Source organism: Streptomyces sp. NPDC041068 (assembly GCF_040647455.1).
Lineage (GTDB): Bacteria > Actinomycetota > Actinomycetes > Streptomycetales > Streptomycetaceae > Streptomyces.
On record NZ_JBEZCG010000021.1, the window covers coordinates 1 to 20302 of the forward strand.

Below are 20302 nucleotides of genomic sequence, written 5' to 3' on the forward strand. Positions count from 1 at the left end.
AACGCCACCAGCAGATCGACCGACCGCTCCATCGCCACCGCGACACGGTCGCCGCGGCCCACACCCAAGTCCCCGAGGTACGCCGCGAGGCGACCCGCCCTCTCATTCAACTCTGCGTATGTGAGCGCGAGTTCGCCGTCACTCACGGCCACCGCGTCCGGTGACCGCTCCACCCGTTCCGCGAACAGCTCCGGCACCGAGGTGCCCGGCACCGGGCCCGCCGTCTCGTTCCACGCCGAGACGACGAGCTCGCGCTCCTCACCGCCCGTCACATCGACCCGGCCCACCGGCACCGACGGGTCGGCGACCATCTGTTCCAGTGCGCGCACGACACGCTGCGCCAGTTCGGAGATCTGCCGTCGGTCGAAGACGTCGGGCCGGTACGTGGCACGGACGTGGAGGCGGTCGGTGAGGAGGACGCCCAAGGTCAGCGGGTAGTTGGTCGCCTGGTGGCCCGGGGTGACGGAGAAGGCCGCGGCATCCGGTGCGGTCGGCTTCGCGGGCGGGGTCGGGTAGTTCTCGTAGACGACGAGCGTGTCGAAGACGGCGCCGGGTCCTGCCAGGCGCTGGATCTCCGAGAGCCCCAGGTGCTGGTGGGCGATCAGGCCGGACTGGCGTCCCTGGAGCCCCGCCAGCATGTCCGCGACCGACTGGCCGCCGTCGAGGCGCACCCGCACCGGCAGGGTGTTGATGAGCAGCCCCACCATCGACTCCACGCCGGGCAGTTCGGCGGGCCGCCCCGCGACGGTCGCGCCGAACACCACATCCGTACGCCCCGCGAGACGCGCGAGGACCAACGCCCACGCACCCTGCACCACCGTGTTCACCGTCAGACCATGGGTCCGGGCCAACTGCGTGAGGTTCTGCGTCAGTTCGGGGGAGAAGCGCACCACGCACTCCTCCGGGAGCACCGGCGTCCCGCCCCGGACCGCGGGGGCCACCAGGGTCGGCTCGTCCGCCCCCGACAGCTCCGTCCGCCAGGCGGTCCGCGCGGCCTCCTTGTCCTGGCGGCCGAGCCACACCAGGTAGTCCCCGTACGAGGTGGTGCGCTTGAGCACGGAGGCGTCGCCATCCGCCGCGTACACCTCCGAGAGTTCGTTCAGCAGGACCGGCATCGACCAGCCGTCCATGAGGAGATGGTGCGAGGTCACGACGAGCCGGTGCCGGTCGGTGCCCAGCCGGACGAGGAGCAGCCGCAGCAGCGGTGGCACGGCCAGGTCGAACCGCTCGGCCCGTTCCTGCGCGGCCAGCTTCTCGACGTGGTCGCCGTGGTCGCCTCCCGCCTGCGCCGACAGGTCGACCTCACGCCAGGGCACCGTCACGTTCCGGGTGATGAGCTGGACCGCCTCGCCCGACTTCATGCGGTGGAAGCTCGCCCGCAGCGCCGCGTGCCGGTCGAGGAGCGCCTCCCACGACGCCCTCAACCGGTCGGCGTCCAGGGGTCCTTCGACGGTCAGGGTGAACTGCACGGCGTAGACGTCGGGGCCCTGGTCGTCGAAGTCGGCGTGGAACAGGAGGCCTTCCTGCAGTGGCGACAGGGGCCATACCCCCACAAGCGCCGAGCCTTGGGCGGCGGTTGATGACTTCACCGGGAGAGATCCTCCTCGAGCTTGGCTGCTATCGCTTCGAACTGGTCGACCTCGTCCTGTTCGAGGTCGAGGAGATGGAAGTCGGAGGGGGTGTGCCCGCCGGCCGCCGGTTCGTCGGTGTGCGCGGCGAGGCCGCCGAGCATCCGGACCCAGGTCCGGCCGAGGCGTTCCACGTCGGCCTCGTCCAGCAGCGGTTCCGGCCAGCTGAGGGTGACGGTCAGCTCAGGGCCTTCCGGGGTGTCCCGGACCACCGCGAGGCCTTCCACCACGTGCATGGCGGGCAGGTCGGGTTCGGTGGAGCCGCCGACCGCGGCCGCCCCCGCCAGCTGCCAGTCGTCGACCGTGCCCGCCGCTGTCCCGGCGGCGAACCTGCCGAGGTAGTTGAAGCCGATCTGCGCGGTCGGCGCGGCCTCGACGAGCGGGCCCGTCCCGGGGTTGAGACGGCGGAGCAGTTCATACCCGAGGCCGTCGCCGGGGACTGCCCGGACCTGCTCCTTGACGGCCTTCACCAAGCTACCGGCCGCCGGGCCGCCGGCCATAGCGTCGTCCAGGTCGGCGCCGGTCACCGCCAGACGGACCGGGTGGACGCCGGTGAACCATCCGACGGTGCGGGACAGGTCCGCGCCCTCCAGGGGCTCGCGCCCGTGTCCCTCGATCTCCACGAGGAGCCCGGAGGCGGTGCTCGGCCGCCAGCGTGCGACCGCGCCCGCCAGCGTCGCGAGGAGCACCTCGCGCACACCGCAGTGGAAGGCTCCCGGCGTGCGGGCGACCAGGGTGGCCGCCTGCTCCTGCGACACCGTCCACGAGCGGCGGCGCAGACTCTGCGCGGTGTCCAGGTCCGGGTCCAACGGCCTTGCTCCCAACGGGGGTTCGGGCTCTCCGAGCACGGCACGCCAGCCGTCGAGCTCGGCGACCCGGCTCTCCTCCAGTGCCTGCCCGGCAAGGAGCCGCGCCCAGCGGCGGAACGAGGTCCCCACCGCGTCCAGCTGCGGCACCCGCCCGGCGGCCACCGCCTCGCACGCGGCCTGGAGGTCGGGCAGCAGGATCCGCCAGGACACTCCGTCGACGACCAGGTGGTGTACGACGAGCACGACGCGCCCCGTACGTCCGGGCCCCGCGTCGACCCAGACCGCCCGCGTCATCACGCCGGACTCCGGGTCGAGCCGCTCCGCCGCCCGGTGCGCCGCCCGTCCCGCGATCTCGTCCAGCGTGGCGTCGGCGTCGCCCACCGCGTCCACGCGGACGACCAGGGCCCCGGCGTCCACCGTTCCCCGCTCGCCGACGATCAGCTTCGGCTCGCCGGGAACGGTCCGTGCCCGCAGCATGTCGTGCGCGTCGAGGACGGCACCGAGACCCGCGGTCAGCACGTCGAGGCCGAGTTCGGCCGGGGCGCCGACGGTCATCCACTGCGCGAAGCGAGGGCCCGCGGCCCGCTCGCCGAACGCCCGCATGACCGGGGTCCAGGGCACCTCTCCCACGCCGACATCGGGGACGGTGGCGGCGCGCTCCGCCGTGCCCGCCGCCTCCACCACGGCCGCGAGGCGTTCGGGGGTCTTCTCCTCGAACACGTGCCGGGGCGTCATGACCAGGCCCGCCCTGCGCGCCCGGGAGACCAGCTGCATCGAGCTGATCGAGTCGCCGCCGAGCTCGAAGAAGCCGTCCTCGGCCCCGACCCGTTCGAGGCCGAGCATCTCGGCGAACAGGTCGCACAGGATGCGCTCGGTCTCGGTGCGCGGCTCCCGGCCGGAGACCCGCTCGGCGAAGTCGGGGGCGGGCAGCGCGGCCCGGTCGAGCTTGCCGTTCGCCGAAAGCGGCAGTGCGTCGAGAACCAGGACCGCCGTCGGCACCATGTGCTCCGGCAGCGCGGCCGCGGCGCGTTCGCGCACCGTCCGCCCGTCCACCGTCCGCGGCTCCGCGGCCACGTAGCCGATGAGGCGGCGCTCGCCCGGACGGTCCTCCCGCACCACCACCACGGCTTCGCGCACTCCGGGGTGTCCCGCGAGCGCGGCCTCGACCTCACCGGGCTCGATGCGGTGCCCGCGAACCTTCATCTGATCGTCGGCACGCCCCGCGAAGACCAGTTCGCCCTCGCCCGTCCACCGCACGACGTCACCGGTGCGGTACATCCGCTCCCCCGCCGCGAACGGGCAGGCCACGAACCGCTCCGCCGAGAGCCCCGCGCGCCCCACGTATCCGCGCGCGAGCCCGGCACCGGCCACGTACAGCTCGCCGGGCACGCCCACCGGCACCGGCCGCAGGGCCGGGTCCAGGACGTACACCCGGGTGTTGGCGATCGGCCTGCCGATAGGGGTCGGCCCTTCGCGGTCCCGCCGGACCGCGCTGACCGTGGAGATGATCGTCGCCTCGGTGACGCCGTACTGGTTGTACATGGTGCGGCCCGTCGACCAGCGGCGGCGTGGTTCGGGTGCCATGGGCTCGCCGCCGATGATCAGCAGGCGCAGTTCGGGTACGTCCTCGGGCCGCATCTGCAGCAGGTAGGTGGGGGTCGTCGCCAAGTGGGTGACGCCCCGTGTGCGCATGAGGTCGGCCAGTTCGTCGCCGGAGGCGTCGAGGCGCGCCGGTGCCAGGACGAGCCGTGCGCCCGCGCAGAGCGTCGGCCAGATGTCCGCCATGGACACGTCGAAGCTCGGCGAGACCAGCTGCAGGACGCGGCTGCGCCCGTCGATCTCGTACCGCCGGAGGTTGTCCTCGACGACGTTGCGCAGCCCGTGGTGGGAGACCGCGACGCCCTTGGGCGCCCCTGTCGAGCCCGAGGTGTAGATCACGTACGCGGTGTTGGCGGACGTCTGCGGCGCGAGGCGCTCCGTGTCCCGCAGCCGTCCCGCCTCGCGCGCGGCCACCTCGCGGGCGACCGCCGGGTCGTCCATGGCGATGACGTGCCGCGGGGGCGCCGCGTCCCCGGTGTCCTGCCCGGCTGTCGTGTTCACCGGCAGCGCGTTCCGTGTCCGCGCGGTGCACAGGACCACGGCGGGGTCGGAGTCCTCCAGCAGGTACGCCACGCGGTCCGCCGGGTACTCCGGGTCCACAGGGACGAACACCCCGCCTGCCATCGAGACCGCGACGAGCGACACCATCAGCGCCACCGACCGCTCGACCACGACGGCCACCCGGCACTCCGGGCCCACGCCCGCGGCGATCAGGTGCCGCGCCAGGCGTGCCGCCTGCTCCCTCAACTCGCCGTAGGTCAGGGAGGCTTCGGCCGATTCGACCGCCACGGCATTCGGGGACCGCTCGGCCCACTCCTCGAAGAGCTCGACGACCGAGGAGGGCGGTACCGCTTGCGCGGAGTCGTTCCACCGCTCCACCACCCGCGAGCGCTCGGGCGCCGTCAGGACGTCCACGTCGCTGAGCCGGATCCGCGGATCGGCGGCGACCTGCTCAAGGACCCGCACGAGGCGCTGCGCGAGCATCTGGGCCGTGTCCGGGTCGAACAGGTCGGTGGCGTAGAGGATCTCGCCGTCGAGCCCGGCCGGCGCCCCGTGCCCGTCGCGCCGTTCGACCATGGACACCGCCAGGTCGAACCGGGCCGCGAGCCGGGGCGGCAGCGCGGCGGGACGCACGTGCACGCCGGGCAGTTCCCATGCGGCCTCGGGCACGTTCTGCAGGGCCAGCATCACCTGGAACAGGGGGGTGCGGGACAGCGAGCGGGATGGATTGAGCTCCTCGACGAGGCGCTCGAAGGGCACGTCCTGGTGCGCGTACGCGGCGAGATCCGTGGCCCGCACCCGCTCGAGGAGCTCGGCGAAGGTCGGATCGCCGCTCAAGTCCGTCCGCAGCACGAGGGTGTTGACGAAGAACCCGGCCAGCTCTTCGAGCGCCGCGTCACCCCGCCCCGCCACCGGAGTGCCCAGCGGGATGTCCTCGCCCGCGCCCATCCGGGCGAGGAGCAGACTCACCGCCGCGTGGACCACCATGAACATCGTGGCCCGGCCCTGCCCGGCGACCTCGACCAGCCGGGCGTGCGTCTCCGCGTCCGCCGCCACCGGTACCAGGCGCCCCTCGAAGGACGGCACGACGGGCCGGGCCCGGTCGACGGGCAGGGCGAGTTCCTGCGGTACGTCCTCCAACGCGTCACGCCAGTACGCCAGTTGACCGCTGATCACGCTGGCCGGATCGTCCAGCTCACCGAGCACCTCGCGCTGCCACAGCGCGTAGTCCGCGTACTGCACGGGCAACGGACCCCAGCCCGGCGCCCCGCCCTCGCACCGGGCCGCGTACGCGACCTCCAGGTCGCGCGCGAGGACGCCCATCGACCAGCCGTCCACGGCCACATGGTGCGCGACGACGGACAGCACGAACTCCGCCGGGCCGACCTCCAACAGCCAGACCCGCCAGGGCACGTCCACCCGCAGGTCGAAGCCTTCGCCCAGTTCGGCGGCGAGCGCCTGCGCCACCTGCTCCTCGCCGGTCTGCACGATGGTCAGGGGCGGACGGCCCGCGAGGCCGGTCAGCACGCGTTGGTGCGGCACGCCGTCGACGTCGGGGAAGACCGTGCGCAGACTCTCGTGCCGGTCGGCCACATCGCCGAGCGCCGCCTCCAGGGCGGCGACATCCAGCACGCCCGAAATGCTCAGCGCCAACGGCATGTTGTACGCGGCCGCCGCACCCGGCACGGACTCGTCCATCCGGTTCAGGAACCACATCCGCTGCTGGGCGAAGGACAGGGGTACCACGTCCGGCCGCACCCGGGGCGCCAGCGCGACCCGCGTCCCGCCTTCACCCACACCGTCACCGATCAGACGGGCCATGCCCGCCACGGTCGGCGCACCGAACAACTCCCCTATGCCGACCTCGACTTCGAGCACGGCCCGTACGCGGGCGATCAGCCGCATCGCGAGCAGCGAGTCGCCGCCGAGCTCGAAGAACCCGTCCTCGGCCCCGACCCATTCGAGGCCGAGCACCTCGGCGAAGAGCCCGCACAGGATCTCCTCGGTCTGTGTACGCGGCTCACGGCCCGAGGCCCGTGGAGTGAAGTCCGGTGCGGGGAGGGCGGAGCGGTCCACCTTGCCGTTGACCGTCAACGGCAGCGAATCCAACGCCACGACCGCCGCCGGGACCATGAACTCCGGGAGCCTGAGCGCCATTTGTTCACGCAGGGCCTGGGGATTGAGGTCGTGCCGACCTTCGGGGACGACGTAGGCAGCAAGCCGCTTGTCGCCCGGCCTGTCCTCCCGCACGACCGCCACGGCCTGACGGACCCCGGCGTACGAAGCCAACACGGCCTCGACCTCGCCCAGCTCCACGCGGAAGCCACGGATCTTCACCTGGTCGTCGGCCCGTCCGGCGAACAGCAACTGCCCGTCGGCCGTCCACCGGGCCAGGTCACCGGTGCGGTACATCCGCCCACCACCGGCGAACGGGCAGGCCACGAAGCGCTCCGCCGTCAGATCGGGACGGCCCACGTAGCAGCGCGCCACTCCGGGACCCGCGATGTACACCTCGCCCGCCACACCAGGTGCCACCGGCCGAAGGAACTCGTCCAGGACGTAGATCTGTACATTCCCGAGCGGGCTGCCGATCGGCGGCGGCTCGTCACTCGGACCGATCCCCGCATCGACCGGGCCGACGGTGGCCATCACGGTCGCCTCGGTCGGGCCGTACGTGTTCCACACCCGAGCCTGCGCGGTCCAGCGGCTCGCCAGGTCGGCGGTCAGCAACTCAGCACCCAGGACCCAATCACGTACGCCGGGCACGGTCGCGGGGTCGAGCACGCCGAGCAGGGACGGCACGACGCTCGCGGTGCTCACCCCGGCCTCGTCGATCATCCGCGCCAGGGCCGCGGGCTCGGCCCGCTCCTCGCGCGAGGCGATGGCCAGCGTGCCGCCACCGGCCAGCGTCGCGGCCACGTCCAGTACGGCCGCGTCGAAGCTGAACGACGCGAACTGCAGCACGACCACGCCCTCGGCCACACCCAGCGCGGGACGCATCACCTCCGCCAGGTTCGCGACGCCGCCGTGCGCCACCGCCACACCCTTCGGCCGCCCCGTCGAGCCCGATGTGTAGATCACGTACGCGAGTTGATCCGTCAGGACGTGGATGCCGAGCGGCTCCCCGGACTCCGTGGCCAAGGCCGTGATGGTCTCCGGGGCGTCGAGCCGCACGAAGCGCGTCGTCCCGGCGGGGGTGCCGTCCAGCGACTCACCGGCGCCCAGGACGACATCGGCTCCGCTGTCCTCGATCACATAGGCAAGGCGGTCCGCCGGATACTCCGGGTCCAGCGGAACGAACGCCCCGCCCGCCTTCCACACCGCCAACTCGGCCACGACCACGTCGACCCCGCGCGGCAGGCACAGGCCCACCCGCGACTCCGGACCGGCCCCGCAAGCCGCGAGGTACCGGGCCAGACGGTTGGCCCGTGCCTCCAACTCCCCGTAGGACAGGGCGTCGTCGCCGCACCGCACCGCCACCGCGTCCGGCGTGCGCCGCGCCCGCTCCGCGAACAGCTCCGGCACCGGTGTGCGCGCGGTCGCGGCCGCCGTGTCGTTCCAGCGATCCAGTACCTGCTGCCGCTCGTGTCCCATCAGGACGTCCACGTCGCTGAGCCGGACCCGCGGATCGGCGGCTATCTGCTCAAGGACCTTGACCAGGCGGCTCGCCAGGCTCCGGGCCGTGCCCTCCTCGAACAGGTCCGCGGCGAACAGGATGTCCCCGTCAAGACCGGCCGGAGCCCCGCGTTCGTCGCGCCGCTCGGTCAGCGTCACCGCCAGGTCGAAGCGCGCGGCCGGCGCGACCATCGGCTCCGGCCGCACCCGCGTGCCCTGCAGCCGCCACTCCGGGTCGGGCACGTTCTGCAGGGCCAACATGATCTGGAAGAGGGGGTTTCGCGAGACGGACCGCGTCGGGTTGACCTCTTCGACGAGGCGCTCGAAGGGCACGTCCTGGTGCGCGTACGCGGCGAGGTCCGTGTCCCGCACCCGCTCCAGGAGCTCGGTGAACGTCGGATCACCGCTCACGTCCGTCCGCAGCACAAGGGTGTTGACGAAGAACCCGGCCAGCTCTTCGAGGGCCGGGTCGCCCCGCCCCGCGACCGGCGTTCCGAGCGGGATGTCCCGACCGGCGCCCATCCGGGCCAGCAAGAGGCCCACGGCGGCATGGACCACCATGAACATCGTGGCCCGTCCCTGCCCGGCGATCTCGACCAGACGGGCGTGCGTCTCCGCGTCCGCCGCCACCGGCACCAGGCGCCCCTTGAACGACGGAACGGCGGGCCTCACGTGGTCCACGGGAAGAGTCAGTTCCTGCGGGACACCGGTCAACTCATCGCGCCAGTAGGCCAACTGACCGCTGATCACGCTGGCCGGGTCCTCCAGCCCACCGAGTACCTCGCGCTGCCACAGCGCGTAGTCCGCGTACTGCACGGGCAACGGACCCCAGCCCGGCGCCCGACCCTCGCACCGGGCCGCGTACGCGACCTCCAGGTCACGGGCGAGCACGCCCATCGACCAGCCGTCCACCGCCACGTGATGCGCCACCATCGACAGCACGTGCTCCGCCGGGCCGACCTCCACCAGCCAGACGCGCCACGGCACGTCCACGCGCAGGTCGAAGCCGAGGCCCTCATGCTCCGCAAGGACGGCGTCGAGCCGCCGCTCGGTGACGTCCACGATCGACAGCACAGGGCGTCCCGCCGGGCCGTGCAGCACACGCTGGCAGGGGACGCCGCCCACGTCGGGGAAGACCGTGCGCAGGCTCTCGTGGCGGCCGGCCACGTCGCCGAGCGCCGCCTCCAGGGCGGCCACATCGAGCACGCCCGAGAGGTGGAGCGCCAGGGGCAGGTTGTACGCAGCCGCCGCACCGGGGACGGACTCCTCCATGCGGTTCAGGAACCACATCCGTTGCTGGGCGAAGGAGAGGGGCACCACGTCCGGCCGCACCCGGGTGGCCAGCGCGACCCGCGCCCCGCCTTCGCCCGGACCTCCACTGCCGTCGCCGATGATCCGGGCCATCTCCGCGACCGTCGGCGCGGCGAACAACTCCCCTATGCCGACCTCGACTTCCAGCGCGGAGCGGATCCGGGAGATCAACCGCATCGCGCGGAGCGAGTCGCCGCCGAGCTCGAAGAACCCGTCCTCGGCCCCGACCCGATCGAGGCCGAGCACCTCGGCGAACAGGGCGCACAGGATCTCCTCGGTCTGCGTACGCGCCTCACGGCCAACGACGCGTTCCGCGAAGTCCGGCGCGGGCAGGGCCGACCGGTCGACCTTCCCGTTCACCGTCAGCGGCAGGGCGTCCAGCACGATCACGGCCGCCGGGACCATGAACTCCGGGAGGACGCCCGCCAGGTGGACACGGACGGCCTGCACGTCCACGTCCATATCCGCGTCCACGCCCACATCCGTGTTCACGTCCACATTCGCGTTCACGTCCCCATGTGCGTTCTCGTGCGCGCTCTCGGTGTCCGCTACGACATAGCCGATCAGACGCTGGTCGCCGCTCCGGTCCTCGCGCAGCGCCACCACGGCTTGGCGGACCCCGTCGTAGGAGGCGAGCGCGGCCTCGACCTCACCGAGCTCCACGCGGAAGCCACGGATCTTGACCTGGTCGTCGGCCCGTCCGGCGAACAGCAACTGCCCGTCGGGCGTCCAGCGGGCCAGGTCACCGGTGCGGTACATCCGCCCGCCCCCGGCGAACGGGCACGCCACGAAACGTTCGGCGGTCAGCTCGGGACGGCCCACGTAACCACGCGCCACCCCCGGCCCCGCGATGTACACCTCGCCCACCACACCGGGCGCGACCGGCTTAAGGAAGCCGTCCAGGACGTACATGCGTACGTTACCCAACGGCCTCCCGATCGGCGGTGGTTGACCATCCGAGCGAATGTCCGCCTCCACGGGACCGACCGTGGCCATCACGGTCGCCTCGGTCGGGCCGTACGTGTTCCACACCCGAGCCTGCGCGGTCCAGCGGCTCGCCAGGTCGGCGGTCAGCAACTCAGCACCCAGGACCCAATCACGTACGCCTGTCACCGCGTTCGGATCCAGCACGCCCAGCAGAGACGGCACCACGCTCGCCGCGCTCACCCCTGACGTGCCGATCATCCGCGCCAGGGCCGCGGGCTCGGCCCGCTCCTCGCGCGAGGCGATGGCCAGTGTCCCGCCGGCCGTCAGCGTCGCGGCCACGTCGAGAACGGCCGCGTCGAAGCTGAACGAGGCGAACTGCAACATCACCGCACCCGCTTCGAGGCCCAGCGGCAGGCGCATCGCCTCCGCCAGGTTCAGGACACCGCCGTGCGCCACGGCCACGCCCTTGGGGCGCCCCGTCGAGCCGGATGTGTAGATCACGTACGCGAGTTGATCCGGCAGGACGTGGATGCCGAGCGCCTCCGCGGACTCCGCGGCCAACGCCGCCCTGGTCTCCGCGTCATCCAGCAGCACGACCCGCGCCGCCCCCGACGACACCCCGGCCAACGAATCGGAGATCCCCACCACCACAGCAGCGCCGCTGTCCTCGATCACATACGCAAGGCGGTCCGCCGGATACTCCGGATCCAGCGGCACGAACGCCCCACCCGCCTTCCACACCGCCAACTCGGCCACGACCACGTCGACCCCACGCGGCAGACACAGACCCACCCGCGACTCCGGACCCACCCCGCAAGCCATGAGGTACCGCGCCAGACGGTTCGCCCGCGCCTCCAACTCCCCGTACGACACCGCGTCCTCGCCACTGCGCACGGCCACCAGGTCCGGTGTCCGCCGCGCCCACCCCTCGAACTCCCCCACGACCGAACCCACCGGCACCGGCCGCCCGGACTCGTTCCAGCGCTCCACCACCCGCGCCCGCTCCGACGCCGTCAGGACGTCCACGTCGCTGAGCCGGATCTGTGGATCGGCGGCGACCTGCGCAAGGACCCGCACCAGACGCTGCGCCAGCACCTGCCCCGTGCCCTCGTCGAACAGGTCCGCGACGAACAGGATGTCCCCGCCGAGACCGGCCGGGGCTCCGGCCGCGTCGCGCCGCTCGGCGAGCGTGATCGCCAGGTCGAAGCGCGCGGCAGGGGCGACCATCGAAGCCGACCGCACCTGCGCACCCCGCAGCCGCCACTCCGGCTCCGGCACGGCCTCCAGAGCCAACATGACCTGGAACAAAGGGTTTCGGGACACCGAGCGGGACGGGTTGACCTCTTCGACGAGGCGCTCGAAGGGCACGTCCTGGTGGGCGTAGGCCGCCAGATCCGTGGCCCGCACCCGCTGGAGCAGTTCGGCGAAGGTCGGATCGCCGCTCACGTCGGCGCGCAGGACAAGGGTGTTGACGAAGAAACCCGCGAGCTCTTCGAGCGCCGCGTCACCCCGCCCCGCGACCGGGGTGCCAAGCGGGATGTCCACGCCCGCACCCATCCGGGCGAGGAGCATGCTCACCGCCGCGTGGACCACCATGAACATCGTCGCCCGGCCCTGCCCGGCGACCTCGACCAGCCGCGCGTGCGTCTCGGCGTCCGTCTCCATCCGCGCACGCCGCCCTTCGAAGGACGGCACCGCAGGCCTGGCACGGTCGACCGGCAGAGTCAGCTCCTGCGGGACGTCCTGCAACGCGTCGCGCCAGTAGGCCAGTTGGCCGCTGATCACGCTGGCCGGGTCGTCCAGCTCGCCGAGTACCTCGCGCTGCCACAGCGCGTAGTCCGCGTACTGCACGGGCAACGGACCCCAGCCCGGCGCCCGACCCTCGCACCGGGCCGCGTACGCAACCTCCAGGTCGCGCGCGAGGACACCCATCGACCAGCCGTCCACCGCCACGTGATGCGCGACGACGGACAGCACGTGCTCCGCCGGAGCCACCTCCAACAGCCAGGCACGCCACGGTACTTCCACCCGGAGGTCGAAGCCGGTCCGTGCGTGTTCCGCAAGGACGGCGTCGAGCCGCTGCTCCTCGCACTCCACCGTCATCAGCCGTGGACGCCCCGCCTCTCCGTGCAGAACCCGCTGCCGCGGAACTCCGTCGACGTCGGGGAAGACCGTGCGCAGACTCTCGTGCCGGTCGGCCACGTCGCCGAGCGCCGCCTCCAGAGCGGTCCCGTCCACCACACCCGACAGTCGAATCGCTACAGGCAGGTTGTACGCGGCCGACGCGCCCGGGACGGACTCCTCCATCCTGTTCAGGAACCACATCCGCTGCTGGGCGAAGGAGAGGGCCACCACGTCCGGCCGCACCCGGGTGGTCAGTACGGCCCGCAGCTCCCCTTCACCCAGCCCCTGACCGATCAGCCGCGCGAGACCGGCCACCGTGGGTGATCCGAAGAACTCGCCGATCCCCGGCCGCACTTCGAGTACGGCCCTGATCCGCCCGAGCAGTCGCATACCCAGCAGCGAGTCGCCGCCCAGGTCGAAGAACGACGCGTCGGCGTCCACCCGCCCCAGCCCCAGGACCTCGCCGAAGAGTCCGCACAACACCTCCTCCAACGGCGTCGCGGGCCCACGGCCGCCGCCCGCGCCCGGGGAGTCCGGCGCGGGGAGGGCGGAACGGTTCAGCTTTCCGTTCACCGTGAGCGGCAGCGCGTCCAGGATCAGGATCGACGCCGGGACCATGAACTCCGGTAAGCGGGCGGCCACGTGCTCGCGTAGCGCCTGGGTGGTGGGGCCGGCGGTGGGCTCGGGCTGCCCGTCAGGTCCAGGAGCGAGCTCGGGCCGTCCGTCAGGTACGACATAGGCGACCAGACGCCTGTCGCCCGGCCGGTCCTCCCGCACGACCACCGCGGCCCGGCGGACTCCGTCGCAGGAGGCGAGCGCGGCCTCGACCTCACCGAGCTCCACGCGGAAGCCACGGATCTTCACCTGCTCGTCCGCACGCCCCGCGAACGCCAGCTGCCCGTCGGACGTCCAGCGGGCCAGGTCACCGGTGCGGTACATCCGCCCACCACCGGCGAAGGGGCAGGCCACGAAGTGCTCCGCCGTCAGATCGGGACGCCCCACGTAGCAGCGCGCCACTCCCGGCCCCGCGATGTACGCCTCGCCCACCACGCCCGGCGCGACCGGCCGTAGATGCGCGTCCAAGACATAGATCTGCACGTTCCCCAGCGGGCGCCCGATCGGCGGCGCCGCGTCACGCGGTCCGACCCCCGCGTCCACCGGACCGGCGGTGGCCATGACGGTCGCCTCGGTGGGGCCGTACGTGTTCCACACCCGCGCCTGCGGGGTCCAGCGGCTCGCCAGGTCGGCGGTCAGCAACTCAGCACCCAGGACCCAATTCCGTACACATGTAACCGAGTTGGTATCCAGCACACCCAGCAGGGACGGCACCACGCTCGCCGTGCTCACGCCCGTGGCCTCGATCATCTCGGCCAGCGCGCCCGGCTCGGTCCGCTCCGCGCGGGACGCGATGGCCAGGGTGCCGCCGCCCGCCAGCGTCGCCGCCACGTCCAGTACGGCCGCGTCGAAGCTGAACGACGCGAACTGCAGCACGACCACGCCCTCGGCCACACCCAGCGCGGGACGCATCACCTCCGCCAGGTTCGCGACGCCGCCGTGCGCCACCGCCACACCCTTCGGCCGCCCCGTCGAGCCCGATGTGTAGATCACGTACGCGAGTTGATCCGGCAGCACCGCCGTGCCGAGCGCCCCGTCGGACTCCGCCGCCAACGCCGCCGCAGTCCCCGCGTCATCCAGCAGCACGACCCGCGCCGCCCCCGACGACACCCCGGCCAACGAATCGGAGATCCCCACCACCACAGCAGCACCGCTGTCCTCGATCACGTAACCGAGGCGGTCCACCGGATACTCCGGATCCAGCGGCACGAACGCCCCACCCGCCTTCCACACCGCCAACTCGGCCACGACCACGTCGACCCCACGCGGCAGACACAGACCCACCCGCGACTCCGCACCGACCCCGAGACCCATGAGATACCGGGCCAGACGGTTCGCCCCCGCCTCCAACTCCCCGTAGGACAGGACGTCATCCCCGCACCGCACCGCCACCGCACCCGGCGACCGCCTCGCCCACCCCTCGAACTCCCCCACGACCGAACCCGGTGAACCCGCCGAACCCTTCGGCACCGGCCGCCCCGTCGCGTTCCACCGCTCGACCACCCGCGCCCGCTCCGGCTCGCTCAGCGCGTCGATCCGTCCCACCGGCGCCGACGGGTCACCCACCGCCCGCTCCAGGAACGCGAGGAAGGAGCGGTGTGTCGCCTGAAGCCATTCGGGGCCGTACAGCGTGGGGTTGGCCTCGAAGGTGATCTGCATGCCCTCGTCCTCGGACCAGCCGCTGACCAGCACGCCGAACTCCTCGACGCGCCGGGTCGACAGATCGCGGACGGTGCCGCGGTGCTCGCCGAAGCACAGGGTCTCGCCGGCCGTCGGCATGATGTTGACGTAGGGCCCGAAGTGCCATCGGTCGCCGGTCGGCCAGGTGAGCTCGCGGCGCAACCGCTCGCCCCGGAAGCCCTGGTGGTCGAGGAGGCCGCCGATCTCGCGGCCCGCCTCCCGTGCCAGCTCCAGCAGGCCGGCGCGGGCGGTGGCGGGCAGCCGCAGGGGCAGCATGTTCGCCATCGTGCAGGGAGTGCGTCGCGCCTGGTCGCTCGTGCGGCCCGCGACCGGGAGGCTCAGCACGACCTCGTCCGATCCCGTCATCCGGCCCATGAAGGCGGCGACCGCGGCGACGACGAGCCTGGGCCAGCTCACCTCGGCCCGTGCCGCCGCCGCGCGCAGCGACGCGACGGCGGAAGGGGGCAGGTGGCCCGTCGCCCGCAGGGTCTCGCGCGGGTCGTCGTCAGGCTGCGCCTGCGGCGCGGCGGAGCCGTGTCCGGGGATGCCCACGAGGTCCGGCCGGTCGGCGAAGTGGTCGAGCCAGTACCGCCGGTCGAGCTCGTACCGCTCCGAGGCCCGGTAGGCGGACTCCTGCTCCAGGAGCTCGCCGAGCGTGCCCTGGTCGGAGGGCTCAGGAGTCTGCCCGCGCAGCAGCGCCGTGTAGACGTGGGCGACGCGGCGGGCGACGAGGGAACACGCGTAGACGTCCATCAGAAGGTGGTCGTGGCGCTGGAACCAGATGTGGCGGTCCGCGGCGATACGGAAGAGGACGTGAGAGGAGAGCTCGCCCGCTCCCTCGTCGCCTCCCGCTCCCTCGTCCCCTCCCGCTCCCTCGCCCCCTCCCGCTACCGCTCCCTGGGCCAGTTCCGCTCGCATCCATTCTTCGGCGGCACTTGAAGGGTTTCCTTCGGCACTGAGGTCGACGAATCGGTGAACGTCCCGTTCCTGCGGAGCGGGGGCGACGATCTGCGAAACCCTGTCGCCGGAATCCGTTCCCGTCTCCTCGAAACGCACCCGCAGGATTTCCGTTTCGGCGACGACGTGCCGCAGCGCCTGCCCGAATACCCGTGTGTCGACGGGCCCTTCCATCTCGACGTACTGACCGACGCCGTACAGCTGACGGGAGCCTTCCACACGCTGCGCCAGCCAGATTCCTTCCTGGGAATCGAACAAGGGCAGAGTGCGACCAGCTTTGCCGTTCATCTTTCCCCCTCGCCGAGCCATGCGCGTCGGCTGTTTCATCGATTTCCGGGGCGTCCAACCGGCGTCCAACCGACAACCGACAGGCGTCCAACCGTACGGTTTGCGCACTTGGACGCTGAGCGGGCGCGGGAACATTCACGGGAACGTGCGCGGTGAATTCGATGCTATGCCGACGGGGGAATCGATGCGACCGTCCGCGGTGGCCACCGCGGACGGACGTTCACGTTCCGACCGTGAGAGGGGCGGCCGGGGGCAGCCGGTGCCGGCCCTCGTGGTGCGTGACGGCGGGCGACGGCTCCGTCGCCCGCAGCGGGAAGGCGACCTCCACGACGAGGCCGCCCCGCGAGCGGGCGTGCGCGTCGATGGTCGCGTCATGGGCCGCGGCGATGGAGCGCACGATCGACAGACCGAGACCGTGGTGTCCGTCGCCCGCGGTGCGGTCGAGCCGTTGGAAGGGCTCGAACAACCGGCCCACGCGGTCCGGTGGGACCTGCCTGCCGGAGTTGGCCACGCGCACGACGGCGCGCTCGCCCTCGACGCGGGTCACGAGCTTCACCCAGCCCTCGGGCACGTTGTAACCGATGGCGTTGTCAAGGAGGTTGGCGACCAGGCGCTCCACCAGCGCGCTGTCGCCGCGGATGCCCGCGGGGCCTGTCGCCACGTCCAGGCGCAGTCCGCTCCGCTCCGCCTTCTCCCGGCAGCCGCGGACCGCCTTGCCCGCAAGCTCCGCCAGTTCCAGGGGCTCCCTGTGGTCGAGCCCTCGCTCGCTGCTCGACAGGGTCAGGAGCGACTCCAGGAGCCGCGCCTGCTGCTCGCTCAGGACGAGGAGTCGCTCGAAGTTGGAGCGGAACGACTCGACGGTGGCGTCGCGGTCGATCAGGGACTCCTCCAGAAGCGCGTGCTCGACGGTGAGCGGCGTGCGTAGTTCATGCGCGGCATTGGCGACGAAACGCTTGTGGGAGTCGAGCGCCCCCTCCAGTCGGCCGAGCAGTCCGTCGACGGTGTCCGCCAGGCCCTTCAGCTCGTCCCCCGGGCCCTCGACGGCAAGGCGTTCGTGCACGTTGTGCGCGGAGATCCGCTGGATCGTGGAAGTCATCGTGCGCAACGGCCGCAGCACGCGTCCCGCGACGAACCAGCCGAGGCCGATCGCGATCACCGACATGATGGCCAGCGCGACGCCGGACTCGATCAGGAGGCGGTTCATCTCCAGCGCGTGCTGGCGCATCGCCTGCTGGCGCTGGGCCTCGGCGAATCCGTCCAGCGTGGCCGAGCCGCTGTTGCCGTTGTACATGTGGACGCCGTCGTCGCCGGACGGGTCGGACCTGTCCCTGCTGAACACGAACATGCCGTTCGAGCGGCTGACCAGCAGATAGGTGATCGTCAGGAGGACGGCGCCCGAGACGACGAACAGTGACCCGTACAGCAGTGTGAGCCGCATGCGGACCCGTTTGGGCAGGAGGCGGGAGACGGCCCAGGCCCGGAGCCGGGTCGCGTGGGACGAGTCGGGCAGACGCATCGGCATCTCACATCACATCGTCGAATCCGGTACCCGCGGCAGGGACGGCCCCGGTCACGACGTGCGGCGCCGCCGATCGGGGGCGTGGGGCGGAGATCCGGATGCGCGAAGGGAGTTCGGCGTACGCGTGGCACCTTCACCGCTCACCCCCGAACAGCCGGAACACGGCGCGTCGCGACCGGCAGGGGCGGGCGACGGAAGCGGATCATGGCTGACCAGGATGGATGAGCTGAGGTCACACACCGGTCACAGTCCGCCGCGGCCCCGCACGAAGCGCATACGCCGTCCAGGCTACCGCCGTGCCGCCCGCGCCGGGCGGGTTCGGAGAAGCGGCGTACGCACACGGTCTCCACAACGCGGCGTACGCGACACCGTGGCCACAACCCGGCGTACGCGACGCGGTGTCCACAACAACGCGGCATCCGCGACGCGGTGTTCTGCGTCGCGGATGCCGTCTGCCGTCTGCCGTCTGCCGTCAGCCATTGCCGCTGCTGTTGCCGTTGCCGTCTGCCTTGCCTCAGCCGGGTTCGTGCCGCGGAGGCGGCGGTCCGCCGGAGCCCGGTCCGTAGCCGGGACCCTGGCCCGGTCCCGGGGCCGGAGCCGGTCCGGAACCGCCCGGTCCGGCTCCCGGTGGGGCGAAGTAGACGCCCGGCGCGGGCCGTTGACCACCCGGGCCGGGGAAGGGCCCCGGGCCGCCGCCCTGCATGGGCCCGCCGTGCAGGACGGGTTCGGGACCGTGCGGCCCTCCGACCGGTTCGGGCACCGGCGCCTCGCCGTTCCTGGACGGCTGGCGGGAGAACTGGGTGCGGTACAACTCCGCGTACAGTCCGCCCAGTTCCATCAGTTCCTCGTGGGTGCCGCGCTCCTGGACCCGCCCCTTGTCGACGACCAGGATCTGGTCGGCGTCGCGGATGGTCGAGAGCCGGTGCGCGATCACGAGCGAGGTCCGGCCCCGCAGCGCCGTCTTCAGGGCCCGCTGCACGGCCGCCTCGGACTCCGAGTCCAGGTGTGCGGTGGCCTCGTCGAGTACGACGATGGGCGGGGCCTTCAGCAGCAGTCGGGCCATGGCCACGCGCTGCTTCTCACCGCCGGAGAACCGGTAGCCGCGATCGCCCACGACGGTGTCGAAGCCGTCCGGGAGCGACTCGATCAGGTCCCAGATCTGCGCCGCCCTGCACGCGTCGATCAGGTCCTGCTCGGTGGCGTCGGGCCGTGCGTAGGTGAGGTTGTCCCGGATCGTGGCGTGAAAGAGGTGCGCGTCCTGGGTGACCATGCCGACGGTCTCGTTCAGCGACGCCAGCGTCACGTCGCGGATGTCCTGACCGCCGATCCGGACGGCGCCCTCCACCGGGTCGTACAGCCGAGGCACCAGGTGGGTGATGGTGGTCTTGCCCGCGCCTGACGGGCCGACCAGCGCGGTCAGTTTGCCGGCGGGGGCGGTGAAGTTCAGGTCGCGCAGGGTCCAGGTGTTCTGGGTGCGCTCCTGCATCGGCAGGGCGATCGACTCCAGCGAGGCGAGCGAGACGTCGGCGGCCTTCGGGTAGCGGAAGGACACCCCGTCGAACTCGATCTCCGGCGCCGGACGGCCGATGCTGTCCGTGGTCGCCGTCGCGGCCCGCAGGGGCTTCGCGTCCGGCTTCTCGGAGATCAGCGGCTTGAGGTCGAGGATCTCGAAGAGCCGGTCGAAGCTGACGAGCGCGGTCAGCACGCTCGCCTGGGCCCCCGCGAGCTGGTTGATGGGTCCCATCAGCCGGGTGAGCAGGGTGGCGAGGGCCACCAGCGTGCCGATCTGGAACGTGCCGTCGATGGCGAGGCCGCCGCCCACGCCGTACACGAGCGCGATGGCGAGGGCTCCCACGAGCGTCATCGACAGGAAGAGCAACTTGCTGTAGACGGCGGCCAGGATGCCGAGATCACGGCCCTTGGCGGCGAGTCCGGAGAACATGCCCGTCTCGCTGGAGGGCCGACCGTAGAGCTTGGTCAGCAGGGCGCCGGTGACGTTGAACCGCTCGTTCATGAACGAGCCGACCTCGGCGTTCACCTGCATGTGCTCCCGCATGATCCGCTGGAGCCGGTGTCCGACGAGTCGGCCCGGCAGGATGAACAGCGGGATCACGATCAGGGAGATCAGGGTGACCACCCAGGACAGGTAGAACATCGCGCCGAGGACGAGGACCAGCGTCAGCCCCGCGGACGCGACCGTCGAAAGGAGCGACGTCACCGCCTGCTGGGCGCCGACCACGTCGGTGTTGAGCCTGCTGACGAGGGACCCGGTCTGCGCACGGGTGAAGAACGCCAGTGGCTGGCGCTGCACATGGTCGAAGATCCGTGTGCGGAGGTCGTAGATGAGCCCCTCGCTGACCCGCCCGGAGTACCAGGCCTCCGCGAAGCCGAGGCCTGAGCTCAGGAGTGCTAGGGCGGCGACCACGACGGAGATCCAGACGACCACCGAGGTGTTCCCCTCGGTGATGCCGTTGTCGATGAGGTACTTGAAGAGGATGGGGACGGCCACCACATTGCCCGCGTTGAGCGCGGTGGCTGCCAGGAGAAGGACGATCTTGAGTCGGTACGGTTTCGCGTAGGGGAGGATTCGTTTCGCCGTGCCGGGCTTGATCTGCTGCCTCGTCACGGACTCGTCGTCCGGCCCCATACCGCGCATCAATACCGGCCCCGGTCCGCCGAGTATTGCCACGAAAACCTCCAGTTTTCGTTGTGATTGCCGGGCGGAGCCC

4 protein-coding genes are annotated in these 20302 nt (G+C 71.9%); all 4 read right to left on the reverse strand.

All coding sequences use genetic code 11. From position 1 onward, the window contains the following. Positions 1-1589, reverse strand: a 1589-nt coding sequence (locus AB0B50_RS37040) for a condensation domain-containing protein (RefSeq protein WP_362340233.1), incomplete at its 3' end; no start/stop codon positions are given. Next, positions 1586-16024, reverse strand: a complete 14439-nt coding sequence (locus tag AB0B50_RS37045; protein ID WP_362340234.1) for an amino acid adenylation domain-containing protein — start codon at positions 16022-16024, stop codon at positions 1586-1588. The genes AB0B50_RS37045 and AB0B50_RS37040, both read right to left, overlap by 4 nt. Before the next feature lie 250 nt (positions 16025-16274). Next, positions 16275-17576, reverse strand: coding sequence for a HAMP domain-containing sensor histidine kinase (locus AB0B50_RS37050; RefSeq protein WP_362340235.1), 1302 nt, complete (start codon positions 17574-17576; stop codon positions 16275-16277). A gap of 511 nt (positions 17577-18087) precedes the next feature. Continuing rightward, positions 18088-20256: an ABC transporter ATP-binding protein gene (locus AB0B50_RS37055; RefSeq protein WP_362340399.1), complete on the reverse strand. Its 2169-nt coding sequence runs from the start codon at positions 20254-20256 to the stop codon at positions 18088-18090. Positions 20257-20302: the final 46 nt, after the last annotated feature.